Source organism: Fictibacillus halophilus (assembly GCF_042680145.1).
Taxonomy (GTDB): Bacteria; Bacillota; Bacilli; order Bacillales; family Fictibacillaceae; genus Fictibacillus; species Fictibacillus halophilus_A.
The window spans coordinates 411615-430615 of sequence record NZ_JBHTNQ010000001.1 but is presented as its reverse complement, the minus strand read 5'-3'; the positions used below and the strand labels follow the sequence as shown (position 1 = coordinate 430615).

Here is a 19001-nt window from a genome sequence, read left to right as displayed (position 1 = left end):
AATTCTCTATTTGGTAAGTTCAAATGCTGCGCTCAATACATCACGGCTGCTGCCGCCGACAAATACCGTAAATTCCCCTGCATCACTTGTAAAAGCAAGGTCAGCATGGTGATAGCGAAGCTGTTCTTCGGTTAACGTAAATTCAATCGTTTTAGTTTCACCAGGTGCTAGTGTCACCTTCTCAAAAGCTTTCAATTCTTTTAATGGGCGGACCACTTCTCCTGCCATGTCGCGTACGTATAATTGAACGATTTCTTCACCAGCCACATCACCGGAATTTATCACATTTACAGAAACATTCAGTGATTGATCAGATGTCATCGTATTTGATGAGAGTTTCAGTTCACTGTATTTATAGTTTGTATAGCTTAATCCATGGCCAAATGGATATAAGGGCGCATTTGGAATGTCCAGGTATTGAGAGACATAACGAACTTGTGCGTCAGGCGCATCTTTCGGACGTCCTGTATTGTAATTGTTGTAATAAACAGGAACCTGTCCGACTGTATATGGAAACGACATCGTTAGCTTTCCAGATGGATTACGTTCTCCAAATATGATGTCCGCTACAGCATTTCCACCTTCCGTTCCCGGATACCAAGCTTCTAAAATAGCGTCCACTTGCCCTTCAATTCCAGTCAGATCAAGCGGACGGCCATTAAATAAAACGACGGCAACAGGTTTGCCAAGCCCTTTTATTTTTGAAATAAGCTCCAGCTGAATTTCCGGCAAACGAATGTCTGCACGGCATCCTGCTTCACCGCTCATTTCAGAATCCTCTCCAAGCGCGAGAACGATGACATCTGCTTCTTTTGCTGTTGTAATAGCTTGATTAAGGAGTTCTTCAGAACCGGTTTCAACGTCACAGCCTTTTTCTACTAATAGATTTTCGGAGCTGACTTTTTTTGAAATCCCTTCAAACAAAGTAACAGCTTCATCTTTTGAACCTAACCAAGACCACGGCCCTAAAATATCTCCGCTTTTTGCAAATGGTCCGATCAGCGCAATTTTCTTTTCTTTATTTAAAGGGAGAATTCCGTCATTCTTTAACAGCACACTTGATTTTACTGCTAGTTCGTAGGCAGCTTTACGATGCGTTTCAGAAAGCACAATTTCTTTCTCACGCTCTTCATCTGCACCGCGATAAGGATTTTCAAAGAGTCCCAATTTTTCTTTTAGCTCTAAAATACGATAAACTGCTTCATCGATCGTTTTTTCTTCAACTTTTCCTTCTTCTATAAGTGATTGTAAGTGATGTGCGTAGCACGAAGTCATCATTTCGATATCGACTCCAGCCTGGATCGCTTTTTCAGCAGCTTCCTTTTCATCTCTCGCGACACCGTGCGGAATCTGTTCTTTCACAGCTCCCCAGTCGGAGATCAATACACCGTTGAAGCCCATCTCTTCGCGGAGCAGGTCACGCATCAATCTTTTGTTCCCTGTTGCTGGAATACCATCTACTGTATTAAAAGCCGTCATCACCATTTCGCAGCCTTCATCAAGTGCAGCTTTATACGCAGGAAGATATGATTCGCGAAGCTGGCGTTCTGACATATCTACCGTGTTGTAATCACGGCCGCCTTCAGCTGCTCCGTATGCTGCGAAGTGTTTCACACATGCCGCCACACGGTCTGTCTCATTTGAGAGGTCATTCCCTTGAAAGCCTCTAACCAATGCTCTTGCAAACTCGCTGTTCAGGAATGGGTCTTCACCCGTGCTTTCCATAACTCTTCCCCAGCGCGGGTCGCGTACTAAGTCAACCATCGGAGCAAACGTAACGTGAACCCCGCTTACTGACGCTTCTTTTGCAGCGATCTCTGCACTTTTTTCAGCAGCTTCTAAATCCCATGAGCAGCCAATCGCTAAAGGAACGGGGAATATGGTTTTGTAGCCATGAACAATGTCCGCCATCATTAAGAGCGGGATGCCAAGTCTGTTATCCTTTAAATGAACTTCCTGGATGCTCCTCACTTCTTTAGCACCTGATGCCCCTAATACTGATCCGCTATTTATGACATCTTCCTTCTGTATTCCAAGCTCCAGCATCGGTCCAGTAATCTGACCGCCGTTGGCTGCGCCTTCATAGAATGGCGTTGCAAGCTGAATCAGCTGGGAGATCTTTTCGTGAATCGTCATTTTATTTATTAATGATGTAATCCGGTTATTGTTCATTCACCCGCGCTCCTTAAAAAATTTATTGAAAATCTATTGCTTATCCTTTGTTGCTCCTCTAAAGGGTTAATTACCGCTACAGGACTCGCTTTCCGCAGGGTGTGCGGTGAGCCCCCTCGTCGCTTCGCGACATTGAGTGGTCTCACCTGTCCCACTGATCCTGCAGGAGTCTCGTCCTTTCGCTCCAATTAACTATCCAATGAAGAACTTCAAAAGGACTATAGTGATAACAATCTTTTAGAAAAGAACATTCTACATATCATCGAAACGTTTCTATTAATTTCAAGGCGATTATATGATGTATTTGTGAGAGTGTCAATTTCTTCTCACCCAGACACAAAATTAAAATCCACTTAAAAACCCTTTGTTTTCAACAAATAATGGAAGTTTTATATTTTTTTGAATTCTGGTGTTGAAAACGATTTCAACTTGAATTATAATGTGCTTATCGAAACGTTTCAACAATAATTTTCAAAAGAAGTAAAGAAAATAATAATATGAGATTGCTTTTTCAATTAGTTGGGAAATTATTTCTACAGCTAACCAAAAGCTAAAATTAGGGGGAACACTTATGAAAAAACATTGGTTTAAGAAGTCAATGGTTACTTCGATGGTTGGAGCATTAGTACTTTCTGGTGCACTAGCAGGCTGCTCAAAAGGTTCAAGCGAAGGAAAGACTACTTTAACAGTATGGGGTATGGGAGAAGAAGCAAAATCCCTTCCTAAGATCGCAGAAGAATTTGAAAAAGAAAATCCAAAGATCGATGTAAAAGTACAAGCTCTTCCTTGGGATCAAGCACACGATAAACTTTTAACTGCGGTTGCATCTAAAAAAGGGCCAGACGTTCTTCAGATGGGAACAACATGGATTCCTGAATTCGCTTCAGCAGGAGCTTTAAAAGACTTAACGCCTCACGTAAAAGATTATCCTGAATTAGATCCGAAAAACTTCTTTGAAGGTTCTGTTGAAACGACTAAATACGAAGATAAAATGGTTGGTGTACCTTGGTACGTCGATACACGAGTACTTTACTACCGTACAGATCTGCTTGAAGAAGCAGGTTATAAAGAAGCTCCAAAGACTTGGGATGAGCTGAAAGATGCTGCGGACAAGCTTGCTGACCGTGGTGAAGGAAAATATGGTATCTCTATTGATGCTAAAGAACAAAGCTTATCTTTCATGTTCGCTCGCCAAAACGGAGCTGAGCTTTTAGGAGAAAACAATGATCCTAAATTTAACGAACCAAAATTTGTTGAAGCAGTTGAATACCTGAACAGCTTCTATGAAAGCGGAGCTGCACCTAAAGAAGAACTTGGCATGGACATCATCCAAGGTTTCCGTGGAGACGGTATTCTTCCAATGTTTATCAGCGGTCCATGGATGATCAAATTAATCAACGACCAAGCACCTGATTTAGAAGGAAAATGGTCAACAGCTGTACTTCCGGCAAAAGAAAACAATACTTCTGCACTTGGCGGATCTAACTTATCTGTATTTGAACACACAAAACACGAAAAAGAAGCATTGAAATTTGCAGCATTTATGAGTAAACCAGAAACACAATTAAAGTGGATGGAAATGACTAACTCTCTTCCAGCAGCTCAAAAATCTTGGGAAGATGAGTCGCTTACTGGCAACGAATATTACAAAGCATTCGGTGAGCAAATGGAAAACTCACAGCCGATGCCTGTAATTAAACAATGGGAAGAAATCGCTCAAACATACTTGAAGAGCTTCGAAAAAATTTATCGTGGCGGAGCAGATGTTCAAAAAGAAATGGATGCTTTCGACAAAAAGTCTGAGGAGATTCTAAAGAAATAAGTCCGGTCTAACTTAGGTATAACGAGCAGCTAACCCTGCTCGTTACCTTTTTATTGTTACACCCGGGCAACCATGAAGGATGTGAAAAACATGAAAAGCTATTCAAAATCAACTCCTTACCTCTTCATTGGACCGGCACTTATTCTATTGGCTTTATTTTCTCTATTCCCGATCGTTGTTGCATTGGTGATTAGTTTTACAGATATTGACCTGGCTGGTTTAGCTGATTACTCGAACATCAGCTTTATAGGAATTGAAAATTATCTAAATATATTTAAAGATCCGATCTTCTTAAAATCAATCGGCAACACAATTTTTTATGTAGTGTTCGGTGTACCGCTTGTAATAGCATGTTCACTTGGAATTGCCTTATTGATTAACTTTGGTACAGCACGTATTTTCAAAGCTTTTCGACTCGTTTTTTATATGCCTTCAATAACGAACGTAGTCGCTGTAGCTGTTGTTTGGACGTATCTTTACAACCCGCAATTCGGTTTGTTCAATTATCTTTTAGGACTTGTCGGCATTCCGGCGATTCCTTGGCTGCAAGATCCAACGATCGCTAAAGGCTCTTTGATTGCCTTGGCTGTCTGGCGCGCAATCGGAGTTAACATGATTATCTTCCTTGCTGCATTGCAAGGAATTCCGAAAACGTACTATGAAGCAGCACAGCTAGATGGTGCTAACAACTGGAAACAGCTTACAAAAATCACGATTCCATTGTTGCGTTATGCGATCTTCTTCGTATCGATTACGACAATGATAGGCTGGATCCAATTTTTCGAAGAACCATTTGTTATGACAAAGGGCGGTCCATTAGACAGTACGACTTCAGTTGCCCTGTTTATCTACCGTAACGGATTCCAGCTAAGCAACTTTGGTTATGCTGCTGCAGGATCATTTGTCTTATTCATCGCTATTATTATCATTACAATGATTCAGTTCAGGTTGCAAAAGAAAGAAACCGACTTTTAAGATGTGAGGTGAGAACATGAAAACAAAAGTATCTGATGCTAAAAAAGCATACAGAACTCAACAATGGATAGCAGGAATCGTTTTAACACTTGGCGGTCTGTTAGTCGCCATTCCGTTTATCTGGATGATCCTTTCCGCTTTCAAACCTGAAAGTGAAGTACTTCAGCTTACGCCTACCTTGTGGCCTGAAACCTTTACTACGGAAAACTTCATCTATCTGTTTGAGAACATGAACTTTGGTGTTTATTTAAAAAATACAATTATCGTTGTCCTCTGTTCTTTCGTCGGACTTTTCTTTAACGCAATGGCTGGATATGCTTTTGCAAAATACAAGTTCAAAGGCAGAGACAAGCTCTTCTATCTCGTGCTTGCGACAATGATGATCCCTGGTCAGGTTACGATGATTCCTGTCTACTTGATTCTTAACCAGATGGGATTAACGAACACGATGGCTGGTGTCGTACTTCCAGGATTGGTCGGAGCGTTCAGCATTTTCTTGTTCAGACAGTTCATGTCCACGATTCCAGATGAACTGCTTGAAGCTGCACGTCTGGATGGTGCAAGTGAGTTCCGCGTTTTCATGCAGCTTATCCTTCCGATCTCAAAGCCAATTATGGCGGTTCAAGGAATCCTGACATTCATCGCTGGATGGAACAGCTTCCTATGGCCATTGATTATAGCGAACGACGAAAGCCTATATACATTATCCGTTGGTTTGAGTCTATTGAAGGGACAATACGGCGGGAACTTTGCATTGCAGATGGCGGGTTCAACCTTCATGGTCGTGCCGATCGTGATCATCTTTATCATCTTCCAAAAGCACATTATCGAAGGCTATACCATTTCAGGTATGAAATAGAAAGAAGGGCTGGCTAATCAATGTCAGCCCTTCTTTTTATTTTGGAGCTTTTACGGTACGTGTTCTTTTATTTGTTACACGTTCACGCAGAGATTCTTTCGTTCCACGCACGTTCTCATCTTTTCACGCAAAAAGTCTCTCTCTCCACGCAAGAATTCGTACTCTTCACGCACGACCTAGCTCCTTTCACGCACAAGACGATCTCCAACAGCTATTTCATATAAAAAAGCACCCTCATCCACACGGGATCGGGTGCTCACATTGCCTATTGAATCGAAAACACTTCTTTTTCAAGCAATTCTTCTGGTTTTTTACCGATTGGATCTTGGTGGAAATAGTCACGGATTACGCCATCTTTTAAATAGTTAGCGATGGATACCATGATCATCCCCTGATCTAGTGCAAGATACGCCTTTGCTATTTCGCCCGTTTCAACGTTTACTGAATCGTAAAAACCATACGTACTGTAAGTGTCTAATTCTTTTAATACTTTGATGTTTTCACGAACTGCTTCTGCATCATAATCAAGGGCAAGGAACGAAGCATGAGCTGTTACTGTCGCGCCATCTTTATATCCAGATGTACCTAGCGGTGTTGCTGCGAATTCACTGTATCCATCAGGAGTTGCTGCCGGAGAGAATCCCCATGCAGGATACCCTTTTTCTTCTGCAAATGCCTGCTGAAGTTCAACATGACGCTTGTTGTTTAAACCTAATGCATTCTTACCTAAATCCTTCTCTTTTAAAACGATTCCCGGCATAAGGCTTTCAAACATGCTTCCGCCCCAGCTCGGTACAAATTTTACTCCGTTATATTCATAATGTCCTTCAAATATAGTTACTCCATCATATACAGCATCATGTCCCTCTGGAGTTTGAGCCTGCCAATCCCAGCTTGCCGGCATCGTACGGTACATCTTCCACCAGTGCTCACTTGGTACATCGCCTTTTCCGATAGAGATATAACTCGCGACACGCGGTTCTGTATTGAACAATCCATAATGATGATCCGTTAATTTCCCTTGAGCAACATCATATCCACCACGGAACTGACCTACTTCAGGATCGTATAACGTCGTATAGTTCATGTTTTCTACTAACTTGCTCGTTTGAGGATTGAGTTCATCATAGGCTTGACCAACAACGATCAGACCAGCTGATAGCCAGCCGTTATCTACTTGAGAGATGAATTGTCCCCAATCTTTTTTGATTGATCCGTCTTTCGTGTTGTACCAGTTATAAAATAAACCATTCCATTTTTCTAGTTTTTCAAGTGTATTTAACGTGACTTGAATTCTTTTTACTGCCTCATCCTTTGTAATAATCCCTAACTGCTGGGCAGAAACCGTACTCATCATATACATCCCGATGTTAGTTGGAGATGTGTGAGTTGCATCCTTCTTTCCTTCCGCTGTATAACGCGTTTCGTCATACGTCATTCCTGTAGCAGGATCTGTATGGTCCTGATAAAATTTATACGTTTTCTTTGCAATCGCTTTCAATTCAACCTGAAAAGCAAGGTCCTCTCCGAGATCAGCCGCTGTAGCTTTCGGTGTGACAAACAAGTTCGCAAAAAGACTAAACATTAAAAGAAAGCTTATTAACTTTGCTGGTTTCATAAAATGCTGCCCCTTTCAGTTTTTTTAAATCATCGTCAATCGAAACGTTTCACCAACATTTTAACATTTACCAAGAACCAAGATAAGTACTTATCACAAGATTCGGTCATTTGGTGTATATGATTCGGACACTTACAGGTAAAAGGTATTATTAAAATGAAAATATAAGGAAAAATCCTATAAACGAAGCGACTAGAAGGAAAATAAAGGATAAGTGTCATTTTTATAGAAGAGATTATGCAAATATTTTAATAGAAAGGACAACTTCTATGAACTTCAAAATCAATGAAGCTATCGAGATAATGGAACGCACACCTGAAACGCTCTCCCGCCTTTTAACCGGCCTTTCTCCTGGCTGGTTGACGTGCAACGAAGGCGAAGACACATGGAATGCCCTTGAGGTTGTAGCTCACCTTATTGAAGGAGAAAAGGTGAACTGGATCCCTCGTATGAACATGATTCTGACAAAAGGTGAGAATTATACCTTTCCACCCTTTGATCGTTATGCGCACTTATCTGACAGCGAAAATGATATTGATCAGCTATTGCTAGAGTTTAAAAAATGCCGGGAAGAAAGTCTCGTAAGACTCCGAAGTCAGCTCGATTCAATAACCGATTTTGAACAATCTGCTCGTCATCCTGAATTTGGTCCTGTTAGATTAAGAGAATTGCTTTCGACTTGGGCAGTTCATGACTTAACTCACATCTCTCAGATTACAAGAATTATGGCAAAACGTTATAAAGAAGACGTTGGGCCGTGGCAAGCCTATTTAAGTATTTTAAAATAAGAATAACGCTGTCAATTTGGCAGCGTTTTTTTTATAAAACTTAAAAGGTAAATTATGGTTTTTGTCGAAACTTTATTAGATAAAAGAGAGATATAGATAAAAAGATTGAGGGGGAAAATTTCATGGTTGTTTCTGTCCTGCGGCATGGGCTTAATTTCTTGCTGCCTATTATTGGTGTGTTTTTTATTGGAGCATTGCCATATTTGTTTTTCAGCAATGTACAAGGTATTGAAGCTGTAGCTCGGTTATTGCAATCCGGAGCCATAAAAAATGCCCTATTTCTAAATCAAGACCTTGGTTTTTATTTTGATGCTTATCTTCATAAAATTGGTTTATTGATGGGGAAAATTCTTACCATATCGAATGTCGAATATTACGAAAGCCAGCAAATGAAATACATGTTCCCAACCATTCTTCCCTATTTTTACACTTCACTTAAACTTGTTGTCAGCGCGTTTTTTTTAGCCGTAGTTGTAGCGATTCTATTTGCATTGCTTATTAAGAGCTTGCCAGGCAAAATACAAAAACCTATTCGATTTTTCTTTTTCTCAATGGAATCTTTACCTGATATTTTTATCATAGCCATGCTTCAATATATAGTAATTCTTGTTTATCGAAATACAGGTCATCTGCTATTTTCAATCGCTTACAGCAAATTTGAACCGACTTTCTATTTTCCAGTGATCTGTCTTGCTATTTTACCGACGTTGTTTTTAGTAAGAACCTTACTCTTCTTGCTCGATGATGAGGATTCTAAAGTCTATGTCGAATTTGCCCGGGCAAAAGGAATAAAATATTCGCTGATTCTTTATGTTCACATGCTGCGAAATTCACTTGTCAGCCTTTTTTATCATTCTAAGACCATCTACTGGCTGCTTCTTTCTAGTCTTTTTATCGTCGAATACATTATGGGCATTCCTGGAATTACAAAGTTTATGCTAGATAATGGTCCTACAACACCGGATGTGGTTACAGTAAGTGTCCTATTGATGTTTGTGCCTTTTTATATCATATTTACAGCCATCTCGTATACTCTTAATCACAAACTTGGCCGCAAAGAAGAGGAGGTGGCATAATGTCTGTTTGGAAGAGCCCATTGTTTTTAATCGGTTTCCTTATTTTTTTTACTTTCTTTTTCGGCAGTATCATTTATTCAAATTATGTACCAGATGAAAAAAAGCCCGTTTTACAGATTCGGTATGATGTAAATAATAAACCAATTGATTCAGTCCCTATTGCACCATTTGAAGATATGCCTCTTGGAACAGACAGGTTTGGTGTGAGCATGCTTCATAAAGTTATAGATGGTGCGAAATATACACTTGGTTTCGCATTTTTAATAGCTTTTGCCAGGCTGCTCCTAGGTACGTTTCTTGGCCTTTTATTTAGCCAGCTGCCGAATTCGATCTTAAAAATGCTTAACAAACTCTTTGACGCCTTTTATTATGCACCTGCAACGATAATAGCGTATTTGATTCTTTTTCCTGTATTGCAGATTTTCACGTGGTCCCTCCCTCGTGATGAACAAACCATTTTTGCAATAACCATACTTGTTATAATTGCTGTACCACCGCTCATGATTACCGTTGCAAGCGAGACAAAAAAGTTCTTAGAAAATGAATTTATCTCATCTGTAAAAGTACTTGGGGGCGGAAGATTTCATACACTCCTTAAACATGTACTGCCATTTCTAAGACCTCGTCTAGGTATCTTGTACAGTCAGCAATTAATCTCTACTCTTTTGCTTGTAGCCCATTTAGGAGTTTTAAAGGTTTTTATTGGCGGAATGGATATTATCACACTTGAACCACTAAGCAATAATACGCTGCCCGTTTCTATGATTAACGAATGGTCCAGCATGATCGGTGCTTATATATACGAGATTCGAGGTAATCTATGGGTAATTTACACGCCGTTAGCTGCATTTGCCATTTCGATTCTCGCTCTAAACTTCATGGTCGAAGCGATGAAACAACAGTATCTTGCTCAAGGTTCTTATATAAAAACACGCAGTTCCAGCCGTCGTAAAAAGAAGCAGCCTGTTCCTGCAAAAAAGCTTACCCAGGAACAATTTGAAAAAATTATGAAGACCGGGACAGATGGATAAAAAAGAAGTGACTCATGATGTCTGAATTGACCTGCATGAGTCTTTTTTTGTATTCAGATACCGAGTTGTTGTCGAAAATTCGATAAATAAATTTATGTGTGGAATTATTAACTCTATCTGTGGAATTAATTCAATTTACCATATAATAATTATGATTTACCCTGTAATAATTTCTTACCCAATACTTCGTGTCTTTTCAAACTGTATATTAGTTAAGTTTGTCTTTTTCACAGAGACAGTTTCACTACTTACACGTCTGGTTTACAAAAAAAAAAGAATGACTCCAGCCGGAATCATCCTACTTTTATTTATTAATATGCACCATCTGAATAGGTCAGCTCATAGCTGTGGCTATAGATTTCGACCAGGTTGCCAAATGGGTCCTCACAATAAACCATCCGGTACGGCTTTTCACCGGGATAGTATTCGCGGATCGGCATGCGTTGCTTACCTCCATAAGCCACGATTTTTTCAACAAGTCCTTCAACATCCGGATCCTGCACGCAATAATGGAAGATTCCTGTTTTCCAATATTCAAAGTTATTCTCAGGCTTTTCATTGTTTTCGAATTCAAACAGCTCGATTCCGATCTTATCGGATGTAGCCATGTGTGCTATTCGGAACTTCTTCCAGCCTGGACCGAAAACATCGGTACACATTTCACCTATCGGACTGTCATCTTCTTCTATTATTGTCGGCTGCATAATTGTGTACCAGCCCATTACATCTTCATAAAATTTCACTGCTTTTTCTACATCGGGAACTGATAGTCCAATATGTGAAAAAGAACGCGGGTATCTCATCGTATCTCTCCTTTTATTGCTAGTCTGTAAAACAGTCTTCACCTAAGACAGGCTGATTAACCCTCTTTAAGACATGTTCCCTATGATAAGATGGGAGTAAACAAACCGTAAAGAAATCTGCCTTATTTAGGAGGAAACGAAATGTCTGCACTAATAACAATGGCGCTCTACCAGCCGCACGAGGGAAAAGACGAACAGCTTTATGAAATCTTAAAGAACCACATAAAAACGCTAGAAGCAGAAGACCTTATTACTTCACGTGAACCGATCCGTGCTCAAGCAGCTGATGGTACGGTCATTGAAATCTTCGAGTGGAAATCGGAGCAAGCAAAAGATGAAGCTCACGAATCCCCCGTTGTGATGAAGGTCTGGAATGAAATTATGGAAATAGCTGAAATCAAAAGTCTCTCATCTTTAGATGAAGCGAATCATCCGTTTCCTAACTTTGCACCATACTCTGTATAAAAAAGAAAAAGGAGATGACTCAAAAGCATAAAAACTTTTCAGGTCATTTCTATTCTGATTCAACCTTTCTCGAGAACATCCTAATTATAAGATGTAAGTTATCTAAAATTCCTGATAAGGTGCAAATCGAGGTTCTATATTTTTTATTTTGTAAAAATAAAAAATTGGGGCTGCCAAAAGTAAGTTTACCTTACTTTTGGGACAGCCCCTACTTAATTCGGTTCGTGATCTTTCATCCAGTCTACTAGAGCAGCCGTTTCCTTCTCCCCGCCCTCAAACACGTAGTATTTCATCATTCCGTTGTCTTTCCCTTTAAGGATTATATTTTTATGAGCTTCTCTATCGTTCGGATACGGTATGAACAAATCAATGTTTTCATTCTGATCATAAGGATTACTGTAGTAAATATGAATGTATTTTTTCAATGGAAATTTGTTTATTTCATGTGCAGGCGTTAACGTTTCAAGCCATGGATCAGCTAATGTTTGAATTTCATTATACGAATCCTCCACCCAATCAATACTCATATTCTTTAAGTCAAAACCAATTGGCTTACTCCCGATTAATGAATGTACACTTTCAAACACCGCACCCGAGACCTTACCGTCAATAGGTTCTTTTTTGGCAGAACAGCCTGTAAACAGAATTACAGAACATACCATCATCATGATTAATAAAAATCTTTTCTTCATCCCTCAGCACCCCTTTTAACGTTAGACGATATGATTTCCAAATGAGTTTCAAACCAGAAAAACAGAGAGGAATGTTCCTCTCGAAAGTGGAATAAATAGAATACAAAAGGAGTGATTTCTTGCTCAGTGAAGCAGATTTAAACATTATCTTCTATATTTTGTTCCTTGTTTCTGGTCTGCCTCTCAGCTACAAATATGCTGTGTTTATGGTTAAACATACAGGGATGGTTGTGCCTCATTTTTTTATAGGTATGATGTTGAATCTATGCGTTGGAATTCTCGGCATCGTTGGATGGATTTTTTTCGCGCCAAAGATCAGCATTTATTTTACGCTGGGTGGAATCTATCTAGGAGCAGGGATAACCGCTTTAAGCTTACTCCTATTAATAACCATGCTATTGTTAAAACGGAAAAACTTATTAAAAAGCTTTGAGCGCTGGATCGCATCATAAAAACACCTTCCATATAATTCAGGAAGGTGTTTAGTTCATTTTATGCGTTTACTTTTTCTTTTTCCAGATCACTTGCAGGACCGAAGAATTCAAAATGAATGTTTTCCTTTTTGATGTTTAACTCTTGCAGTGCATGGTTGATAGCTTTCATGAAAGGAACTGGACCGCAGAAATAATATTCTGCTTCTTTATTTAATGGCAATACTTTGCGAAGCCATGCTTCATCAATATAACCCGTTTGATCGTACCCAAAATCTTCTTCTAATGGTTTTTCATAAACAAAATAAGTTGAGATGTTTTCAGCATTCTCTGCCACTTTTTTAACTTCATTCTTTAATGCATGTGTCTGGCCGTTGATTGCCGCATGAATGAACGTCATTTCACGCTCAGGCTGCTTTCCTGCCGCTGTTTTCAGCATACTTACCATTGGAGTAAGACCTACTCCCCCGCTGATAAGAACTGCTGGTTTCGCACTCTCTGTGTCTAAGTAAAAATCTCCTGCTGGTGCACTTAAATATAGAACATCTCCTGCTTTTACACCTTCATGTAAATAAACAGATACAATACCGTCTGGAGAATTTAATCCTGTTTCCTTTTTAACAGAAATTCTATAATGCTCTTTTCCAGGTGCGTCAGATAAACTGTACTGGCGAATATGCGTGTTCTTTTCACCTGGGATCTCCATTCTTACGCTTACGTATTGCCCAGGATTGAATTCCGCAATCGGTCCTCCATCTTGAGGTTTTAAGTAGAATGACGTGATTACACTGCTCTCTTCTTTCTTTTCAGCAACAACAAATGCTCTGAATCCTTCCCATCCGCCGTTTTGCTGTTCAGCTGCTTCATACATGTCACGCTCAACTCCGATAAATGCATCAGCGATCACGCCGTATGCTTCGGCCCAAGCGTTGATAATTTCGTCTGTTGCAGCATCACCTAGTACGTCTTTAATCGCTTGCAGCAAGTTTTCCCCAACAACTGGATAATGCTCTGGTTTTACACCTAAACTTCTATGTTTGTGTGCGATTTGCTTTACAACTGGAATGATCATTTCGAGCTTATCGATGTTAGCAGCTGCAGCGTAAACTGCATTTGCAAGTGCTGCTTGCTGGCGTCCTTTTTTCTGATTCGCGTGGTTAAAAATATTCAAAAGTTCTGGATGCTTCGTAAAGAGCAGTTGATAAAAACGGGAAGTAATCGCTTCTCCGTGGACTTCTAGTACAGGTACGGTTGACTTAATGATCTCAATCGTTTTTGCTTGTAACATGTCAATTCCCCCTCAGTTCTTTTTACAACTCTATCGTAAAAGAATTTAAGAAGGAGGAATGTGATTTAAATCACATTTCCTTTGGACGTTTTGTGAACAAAATTTGGTGTTAGTTGTACCACTCAATATGATAAAATTGGAAAAAGACTTACAGCAATTGAAAGGAAAACTCTTATGGAAATTATTAAAACACAAGATTATGAGGCAATTGCAAAACTTAATAAAAACGTTCAGGATATACATGTTGAACTTTTCCCTGAATACTTTACACCATATAACTATGAACCGATTCGAGATTTTTATAAAGAAATCATGAAGGATCCGAAACAAATCTTCTTACTGGTGGAAGAGGATTTTAACCCAATCGGTTATGTATGGATGACACTTCGTGATTCAGCAGAAACACCCTTCAAAAAAACTTCCAGATCCTTATACATACATCAGATCAGCATAGAGAAAAACAGCAGCAACAAAGGCGCTGGTTCACAAGTAATAGCTTATATCGAGCAATTGGGAATAGAGCTTGGTGCCACTAAGCTTGAGCTAGATTATTGGATTGACAATACGATTGCTAGAAACTTCTATAAAAAAATGGGGTTTGTGATTAACCGTGAAGTCGTACATAAAGAAATGATCTAAAAATCAGGAGGTTAGAAAATGGCACATTTGCTTGTCTATCTTTATAAGATAAAACCTGAAGCGAAGGAAAAGTTCCTGGAGATATCTGCGAAAACGAATAAAAAGTTTCAGGAATATGGAGGCGTGACTGAGCAAATCTTTAAATTATCACCCTCTTCAAAAAACTATGGAATTTCATTAATTCCAGAGAAACTTGATGTGAAAGAAGATGAGGAACTCTGGATCGGGCTGCTTCACTTCCAATCAGAAGAACACGCCCGCATTACAATGGAAGACTTTGATTCAGACAAAGAAGTGAATGAGCTATTAAACGAGTTTGTTGCCCATGTCGCACCTCTCGATCATATCTTATTTGGAGAATTTGTTTCAGAACACACAACGGTAAAGAGATTGTGATAGTACCCTTTCGAAGAAATCATTAAAAAACAGACTCCTTATTCAGCAAACCACAACTTCGGTAAGTCCAACCTTGTAATCTTTACCATACATTCTCTGCATTTTAGGTACTCAATAAAAAAGGAACAGGTGTTATACTGAAAATACTATTTTTATTGAAGAGGAGCTATTTGAGATGGAAGATACTCTGAAACTGATCCTTACCGAAATGAAAGAAATTCGAAACGACATTAGCGGTTTTCAAAAAGTACAAGATGATTTCAGCAAACTTCTGGGTACTTTTGCGTCTAATCAAGACGATTTCAGCAAACGTCTGGATACTTTTGCGTTTAATCAAGAAGATTTCAGTAAACGTTTGGATACTTTAACTTCCAATCAAGAGGATTTCAAGAAACAACAATTTGTTTTAATAGCAGGACAAAAACGAATTGAAAACAAGCTTGATAAGCTTAATGCAAATGTCATCACAAGTATGGGAGATTATACAGATAAGATTATTAATCACTTTGATGATACAGCTCAAGTGTTAAACAAACGAATTTTTAAAGTTGAAACCGAAATTGAGGGCAATCGCAGACAGTAAAGACACCTTTCGAGAAAAGTCTTTGCTGTTTTTTATTTAAACAAAATTAAATACTTTGTGCTGATAGTCATAGCATATTAATATAGGAATATTTAAGGGAGGTTCTGTCATGCTTTGGTTCCTTATTTTTATTGGGGTCATTTTATTTTTAGCATTCTTAATAGACTGGCGGCGCAAAAAGAACAACAATCATTCACATCATTCTTCTGCAAATCCTGGTGACCATACAAATTATCAAATGGGTGATAACCGGTTCACAAGCGGAGGCGGAGGAATTGGCGGAGGCGGAGAACAGTAACAAACACCTCTAACAAGAAAAGAGGTGTTTATCCGAACTCTTTTTGATGTGCTTTTTTCATCTTTAAATACTCTTCATCTGTTCTGGCAAGTTTCCACTTCTCTTCAAAGATTGCAGCTGATTTTGCTTTGACAGGATCTATCTGTCTCTCATTGACCTCACCGTTTTCATCATATTTTCTGCCACCCTTGTAATTAGTGTATCGTCTTGCTCGGGTATAACCCATCTGCAGAAACTTCCTTGCCATATCGGCACCAACGAAATCTTTCTTCTTTTTATACTCCAAAAATTGTTTATAAATCTTCTCTGATGATTTTTTTGCTTCGTCCGGTGTTTTAAATCGCCAATGAGGAAGAATCTCACTTTTATATGGCTCCACCAGAAGTACTCCCTGTTCTCCCCGGCCAACTCGATATTTTTCTGGATTCTTTCTAAAGTCGATATGTTCAAAATCAAGATCATAATTAAAAGGCACTGATCTCCCTCCTTCTTTTTTATTATGGTTACCCGTTTATTAGAAGAACAAAAATAAAATCCGCTGCTCAAAGAACAGCGAATTCTTATTTCCAATTATTTGATTTCATAAAGAACTTTTGGAGCGTCCTGGATAAATGGACATGGCAACCCGTTATAAAAGACAGTCAGTTCATGCATCGCACGTGTGCAAACAGTATAAAACAGTTTTCGCTCTCGTTCATTCTGATAGCCTGAAGCGTCGTAAATGGCTGCAGCGTCAAATTCAATACCTTTCGCTAGATACGAAGGAATTACAATAATTCCTTTTTGAAATGCTGCATCTTCATTGACCATGAGTCTAATGTCTATCTTTGCCTTTAGCTTTTCATGTACTTTCATACTTTCTTTTGCAGTCCGGCAAATAATAGCTATTGTTTCATGGCCATCTTTCAGCCATGACTCTATGAGAGTTTCTAATTGTTCATGCAGCAACTCTTCTCCCTCTGCATGAACTACAGCTGGTTTATTACCGTGTCTATTAAAAGGAATAATGGTGCTTCCATCTTTTAAAAGGCTTTTCGTGAACTCAACAATTTCCTTTGTCGAACGGTAGCTTCTAGTAAGTGTTATCTTTTCTGCATTATTCTTGCCCAATAACCTTTGCAGCATGTTAAACGATTCATCGGACGCATGTGCATAGATTGATTGGTTTAAATCACCAAGTACTGTTAAGCTGGCTCTTGGGAAAATCCGCTGAATAAAAGCGAATTGAAAGGGTGAAAAATCTTGTGCTTCGTCGATAAAGACATGTCGTACAGCAGCATTTGATTGAAATCCGATTAATAATTCTTTTACATACAAGAAAGGTGTAGCATCTTCGTTTGATAAATGATTTTGTTTTAGGTTAAATAAAGTTTGATTGCAGATTTTACCCCATACATCGTACTCTTGCAGTAATTTATTATTCTTCTGAAACAGCTTAGCATATAAACTCTTCATGTCTAAAAAAGTGCATTCTTCAACAGTTTTTCGAAGTGATTTAAACGCCAGTCTTGTTAAATATGCTGACAGCACTTTCTGTTCACTGGCTAAATCGTTAAAAGAGTCATCACCATATTTGTTTCGTTTTTGCAGCTGTTCATAAAGCTTTGTGTAGACTGACTTATCTAAAAACTGAATTTCCTTTTCGACCCATGGTTTCTTACGTTCTTTTCTTTCAACTAATTTCAATTCTTTTAAAATCCATTGGGATGTTTGTTTCATGCGATAAGGAATTGTTTCACGTGAATCCAAAGAATAAAAGTACTCACTGATCTGTTTTGCCCGGATCACAGTTTTATCACGAAACTTCACATCTAAAAATTGCATACCGGATTCACTAAGCTTTTCCACGTATTGATGGATGGCATCTAAGAAATCAATAGATGCTTTAAATTTGATCCCTTCAATCCGTGAAGATTCTCCATCTCCGGAGAGAATATCCTCCATTTGTTCAAATGGCGTTTCAACTGAAAATTCCTCTGCTAAATGGTGATCGATATAAGCTTGAAAAGTGGTCTGTTCCATATTTTCTTCCCCAAGTTCAGGAAGGACGTTTGCGACATAGCTATTGAACATGTTATTTGGAGAAAACAAAACAATATGATGGGATTGTAGGGTTTCCCTGTCCCGGTATAAAAGATAGGCTACACGCTGCAATGCAGCAGATGTTTTTCCGCAGCCTGCTGCTCCTTGTACGATAAGCAAATAACTTTCCGTGTTTCGTATAATGGCATTCTGTTCTTTTTGAATGGTCGCTACAATACTTTTCATTTGAGTATTCGCCTGATTGCCAAGGACTTGCTGAAGAAGTTCATCTCCAATCGCTTCCCCTGTATCAAACATACCTTGAATCTGACCATTTTTTATAATGAATTGGCGCTTTAATTGTAAATTGCCTTTTATCGTTCCACTTGGTGCCCGAAAGCTAGCCTCACCAAGGGAGTGATCATAATACAAGCTTGAGATCGGCGCTCTCCAGTCATGAACTAAAAATTCACTTGTCGCTTCGTCATAATAAGAAGCAATACCGAGGTAGACTTCTTCCGTTTCATTTTCACCTTTTTCCTTAAAATCAATTCGTCCAAAGTAAGGTGATCTCTTTAGTTTTTCGTATGTTTTTAATCGGCTTTCCGCTGAAATATGACTTCTCTCGATCTCAGATAAGAGTTCAGATTGCTGTTTGATACTTGCTGCTGTTTCGATGGCATCATCAGCATCATCTAAGTTCACAGTAACGTCCGACCAAAAGTTTTTTCGGATTTGGACCACATCAGCCAGTTTTCCGCCTAAATGCTCTTGAAGTTTAGAAGTAGCATGAGAAAGTTCCTTGATTACTTCATTTACTCGTTCTTGTTCATTCCGCTGCTCCCGATTCCATGTCGTCATCCGATCTCTCCTTAAAAAATTTATTGTTGACACACTCTTCCATTTCGGTGTATAATATAATTGGGTATAATTAAACTTTAAAATAATTCAAAAAGTGCGTCTTTTTTATAATATCATATTCTTTTGCAAGAAGTACATAAATATTTTGTATAATTACGAAACAGTGCGAGCCGGTGAGCTTC

19 protein-coding genes are annotated in these 19001 nt (G+C 38.9%); 12 read left to right on the top strand and 7 right to left on the bottom strand.

Annotated features, from left to right (window positions below; translation table 11 throughout):
* Positions 1 to 6 precede the first annotated feature (6 nt).
* The gene (locus ACFQ4X_RS02220) at positions 7 to 2172 is read right to left on the bottom strand and encodes a glycoside hydrolase family 3 N-terminal domain-containing protein (protein ID WP_379832936.1); all 2166 of its coding nucleotides are present in this window, start codon (positions 2170 to 2172) and stop codon (positions 7 to 9) included.
* Positions 2173 to 2743: 571 nt separating this feature from the next.
* Between ACFQ4X_RS02220 and ACFQ4X_RS02215 the strand changes: the two genes are divergently transcribed.
* The 3 genes from ACFQ4X_RS02215 to ACFQ4X_RS02205 all read left to right on the top strand — a co-directional run bounded on the left by ACFQ4X_RS02215 (position 2744) and on the right by ACFQ4X_RS02205 (position 5828).
* On the top strand, positions 2744 to 3994 hold the full coding sequence (locus ACFQ4X_RS02215) for a sugar ABC transporter substrate-binding protein (protein WP_379832935.1): 1251 nt from the start codon (positions 2744 to 2746) through the stop codon (positions 3992 to 3994).
* 90 nt (positions 3995 to 4084) lie between these two features.
* Positions 4085 to 4969, top strand: coding sequence for a carbohydrate ABC transporter permease (locus ACFQ4X_RS02210; RefSeq protein WP_379832934.1), 885 nt, complete (start codon positions 4085 to 4087; stop codon positions 4967 to 4969).
* Between the two features lie 16 nt (positions 4970 to 4985).
* The gene (locus tag ACFQ4X_RS02205) at positions 4986 to 5828 is read left to right on the top strand and encodes a carbohydrate ABC transporter permease (RefSeq protein ID WP_066287214.1); all 843 of its coding nucleotides are present in this window, start codon (positions 4986 to 4988) and stop codon (positions 5826 to 5828) included.
* A gap of 265 nt (positions 5829 to 6093) precedes the next feature.
* Here the strand turns inward: ACFQ4X_RS02205 and ACFQ4X_RS02200 are convergent, their stop codons facing one another.
* A complete protein-coding gene (locus ACFQ4X_RS02200; RefSeq protein WP_379832933.1) occupies positions 6094 to 7446 on the bottom strand; it encodes a glucoamylase family protein in 1353 nt (450 codons plus the stop codon).
* A gap of 269 nt (positions 7447 to 7715) precedes the next feature.
* On the opposite strand from ACFQ4X_RS02200, the gene ACFQ4X_RS02195 reads away from it, so the two are divergent.
* From ACFQ4X_RS02195 to ACFQ4X_RS02185, 3 genes are all read left to right on the top strand, one after another.
* Positions 7716 to 8234 (top strand): DinB family protein, encoded by a 519-nt coding sequence (locus ACFQ4X_RS02195; RefSeq protein WP_379832932.1) that lies wholly within the window; start codon positions 7716 to 7718, stop codon positions 8232 to 8234.
* Positions 8235 to 8356: 122 nt separating this feature from the next.
* A complete protein-coding gene (locus ACFQ4X_RS02190; protein ID WP_379832931.1) occupies positions 8357 to 9310 on the top strand; it encodes an ABC transporter permease subunit in 954 nt (317 codons plus the stop codon).
* Entirely contained in the window at positions 9310 to 10341 is a 1032-nt protein-coding gene (locus ACFQ4X_RS02185; RefSeq protein WP_379832930.1) for a hypothetical protein, read from the top strand. The genes ACFQ4X_RS02190 and ACFQ4X_RS02185 overlap by 1 nt, the downstream gene beginning before the upstream one ends.
* Positions 10342 to 10652: 311 nt before the next feature.
* Here the strand turns inward: ACFQ4X_RS02185 and ACFQ4X_RS02180 are convergent, their stop codons facing one another.
* Positions 10653 to 11144 (bottom strand): lactoylglutathione lyase family protein, encoded by a 492-nt coding sequence (locus ACFQ4X_RS02180; protein WP_379832929.1) that lies wholly within the window; start codon positions 11142 to 11144, stop codon positions 10653 to 10655.
* Positions 11145 to 11285: 141 nt separating this feature from the next.
* On the opposite strand from ACFQ4X_RS02180, the gene ACFQ4X_RS02175 reads away from it, so the two are divergent.
* Entirely contained in the window at positions 11286 to 11609 is a 324-nt protein-coding gene (locus tag ACFQ4X_RS02175; protein ID WP_379832928.1) for a hypothetical protein, read from the top strand.
* Between the two features lie 212 nt (positions 11610 to 11821).
* Here ACFQ4X_RS02175 and ACFQ4X_RS02170 read toward each other — a convergent pair whose 3' ends face one another.
* Positions 11822 to 12301 carry a hypothetical protein gene (locus tag ACFQ4X_RS02170; protein WP_379832927.1) on the bottom strand — a complete coding sequence of 160 codons (480 nt, stop codon included), beginning with the start codon at positions 12299 to 12301 and terminating at the stop codon, positions 11822 to 11824.
* A gap of 119 nt (positions 12302 to 12420) precedes the next feature.
* Here ACFQ4X_RS02170 and ACFQ4X_RS02165 point away from each other — a divergent pair, with 119 nt between their 5' ends.
* Entirely contained in the window at positions 12421 to 12753 is a 333-nt protein-coding gene (locus ACFQ4X_RS02165) for a hypothetical protein (protein ID WP_379832926.1), read from the top strand.
* Between the two features lie 40 nt (positions 12754 to 12793).
* Here the strand turns inward: ACFQ4X_RS02165 and hmpA are convergent, their stop codons facing one another.
* On the bottom strand, positions 12794 to 14020 hold the full coding sequence (hmpA, locus tag ACFQ4X_RS02160) for an NO-inducible flavohemoprotein (protein WP_379832925.1): 1227 nt from the start codon (positions 14018 to 14020) through the stop codon (positions 12794 to 12796).
* 174 nt (positions 14021 to 14194) lie between these two features.
* On the opposite strand from hmpA, the gene ACFQ4X_RS02155 reads away from it, so the two are divergent.
* From ACFQ4X_RS02155 to ACFQ4X_RS02140, 4 genes are all read left to right on the top strand, one after another.
* Entirely contained in the window at positions 14195 to 14659 is a 465-nt protein-coding gene (locus ACFQ4X_RS02155; RefSeq protein ID WP_379832924.1) for a GNAT family N-acetyltransferase, read from the top strand.
* 18 nt (positions 14660 to 14677) lie between these two features.
* Positions 14678 to 15055, top strand: a complete 378-nt coding sequence (locus ACFQ4X_RS02150) for a hypothetical protein (RefSeq protein WP_379832923.1) — start codon at positions 14678 to 14680, stop codon at positions 15053 to 15055.
* A 175-nt stretch (positions 15056 to 15230) separates the two neighbouring features.
* A complete protein-coding gene (locus ACFQ4X_RS02145) occupies positions 15231 to 15638 on the top strand; it encodes a hypothetical protein (RefSeq protein WP_379832922.1) in 408 nt (135 codons plus the stop codon).
* Positions 15639 to 15747: 109 nt separating this feature from the next.
* On the top strand, positions 15748 to 15936 hold the full coding sequence (locus tag ACFQ4X_RS02140; RefSeq protein WP_379832921.1) for a hypothetical protein: 189 nt from the start codon (positions 15748 to 15750) through the stop codon (positions 15934 to 15936).
* Between the two features lie 28 nt (positions 15937 to 15964).
* Here ACFQ4X_RS02140 and ACFQ4X_RS02135 read toward each other — a convergent pair whose 3' ends face one another.
* Positions 15965 to 16411, bottom strand: a complete 447-nt coding sequence (locus ACFQ4X_RS02135; RefSeq protein WP_379832920.1) for a DUF4385 domain-containing protein — start codon at positions 16409 to 16411, stop codon at positions 15965 to 15967.
* 95 nt (positions 16412 to 16506) lie between these two features.
* Positions 16507 to 18819 (bottom strand): RNA polymerase recycling motor HelD, encoded by a 2313-nt coding sequence (gene helD, locus ACFQ4X_RS02130; protein ID WP_379832919.1) that lies wholly within the window; start codon positions 18817 to 18819, stop codon positions 16507 to 16509.
* Positions 18820 to 19001 lie beyond the last annotated feature (182 nt).

Excerpts from the sequence above, each read along its gene's own strand:
- ACFQ4X_RS02220 (WP_379832936.1), bottom strand. The coding sequence starts at position 2,172 with ATGAACAATAACCGGATTACATCATTAATAAATAAAATGACGATTCAC.
- ACFQ4X_RS02215 (WP_379832935.1), top strand. The coding sequence starts at position 2,744 with ATGAAAAAACATTGGTTTAAGAAGTCAATGGTTACTTCGATGGTTGGA.
- ACFQ4X_RS02210 (WP_379832934.1), top strand. The coding sequence starts at position 4,085 with ATGAAAAGCTATTCAAAATCAACTCCTTACCTCTTCATTGGACCGGCA.
- ACFQ4X_RS02205 (WP_066287214.1), top strand. The coding sequence starts at position 4,986 with ATGAAAACAAAAGTATCTGATGCTAAAAAAGCATACAGAACTCAACAA.
- ACFQ4X_RS02200 (WP_379832933.1), bottom strand. The coding sequence starts at position 7,446 with ATGAAACCAGCAAAGTTAATAAGCTTTCTTTTAATGTTTAGTCTTTTT.
- ACFQ4X_RS02195 (WP_379832932.1), top strand. The coding sequence starts at position 7,716 with ATGAACTTCAAAATCAATGAAGCTATCGAGATAATGGAACGCACACCT.
- ACFQ4X_RS02190 (WP_379832931.1), top strand. The coding sequence starts at position 8,357 with ATGGTTGTTTCTGTCCTGCGGCATGGGCTTAATTTCTTGCTGCCTATT.
- ACFQ4X_RS02185 (WP_379832930.1), top strand. The coding sequence starts at position 9,310 with ATGTCTGTTTGGAAGAGCCCATTGTTTTTAATCGGTTTCCTTATTTTT.
- ACFQ4X_RS02180 (WP_379832929.1), bottom strand. The coding sequence starts at position 11,144 with ATGAGATACCCGCGTTCTTTTTCACATATTGGACTATCAGTTCCCGAT.
- ACFQ4X_RS02175 (WP_379832928.1), top strand. The coding sequence starts at position 11,286 with ATGTCTGCACTAATAACAATGGCGCTCTACCAGCCGCACGAGGGAAAA.
- ACFQ4X_RS02170 (WP_379832927.1), bottom strand. The coding sequence starts at position 12,301 with ATGAAGAAAAGATTTTTATTAATCATGATGATGGTATGTTCTGTAATT.
- hmpA (WP_379832925.1), bottom strand. The coding sequence starts at position 14,020 with ATGTTACAAGCAAAAACGATTGAGATCATTAAGTCAACCGTACCTGTA.
- ACFQ4X_RS02155 (WP_379832924.1), top strand. The coding sequence starts at position 14,195 with ATGGAAATTATTAAAACACAAGATTATGAGGCAATTGCAAAACTTAAT.
- ACFQ4X_RS02150 (WP_379832923.1), top strand. The coding sequence starts at position 14,678 with ATGGCACATTTGCTTGTCTATCTTTATAAGATAAAACCTGAAGCGAAG.
- ACFQ4X_RS02145 (WP_379832922.1), top strand. The coding sequence starts at position 15,231 with ATGGAAGATACTCTGAAACTGATCCTTACCGAAATGAAAGAAATTCGA.
- ACFQ4X_RS02140 (WP_379832921.1), top strand. The coding sequence starts at position 15,748 with ATGCTTTGGTTCCTTATTTTTATTGGGGTCATTTTATTTTTAGCATTC.
- helD (WP_379832919.1), bottom strand. The coding sequence starts at position 18,819 with ATGACGACATGGAATCGGGAGCAGCGGAATGAACAAGAACGAGTAAAT.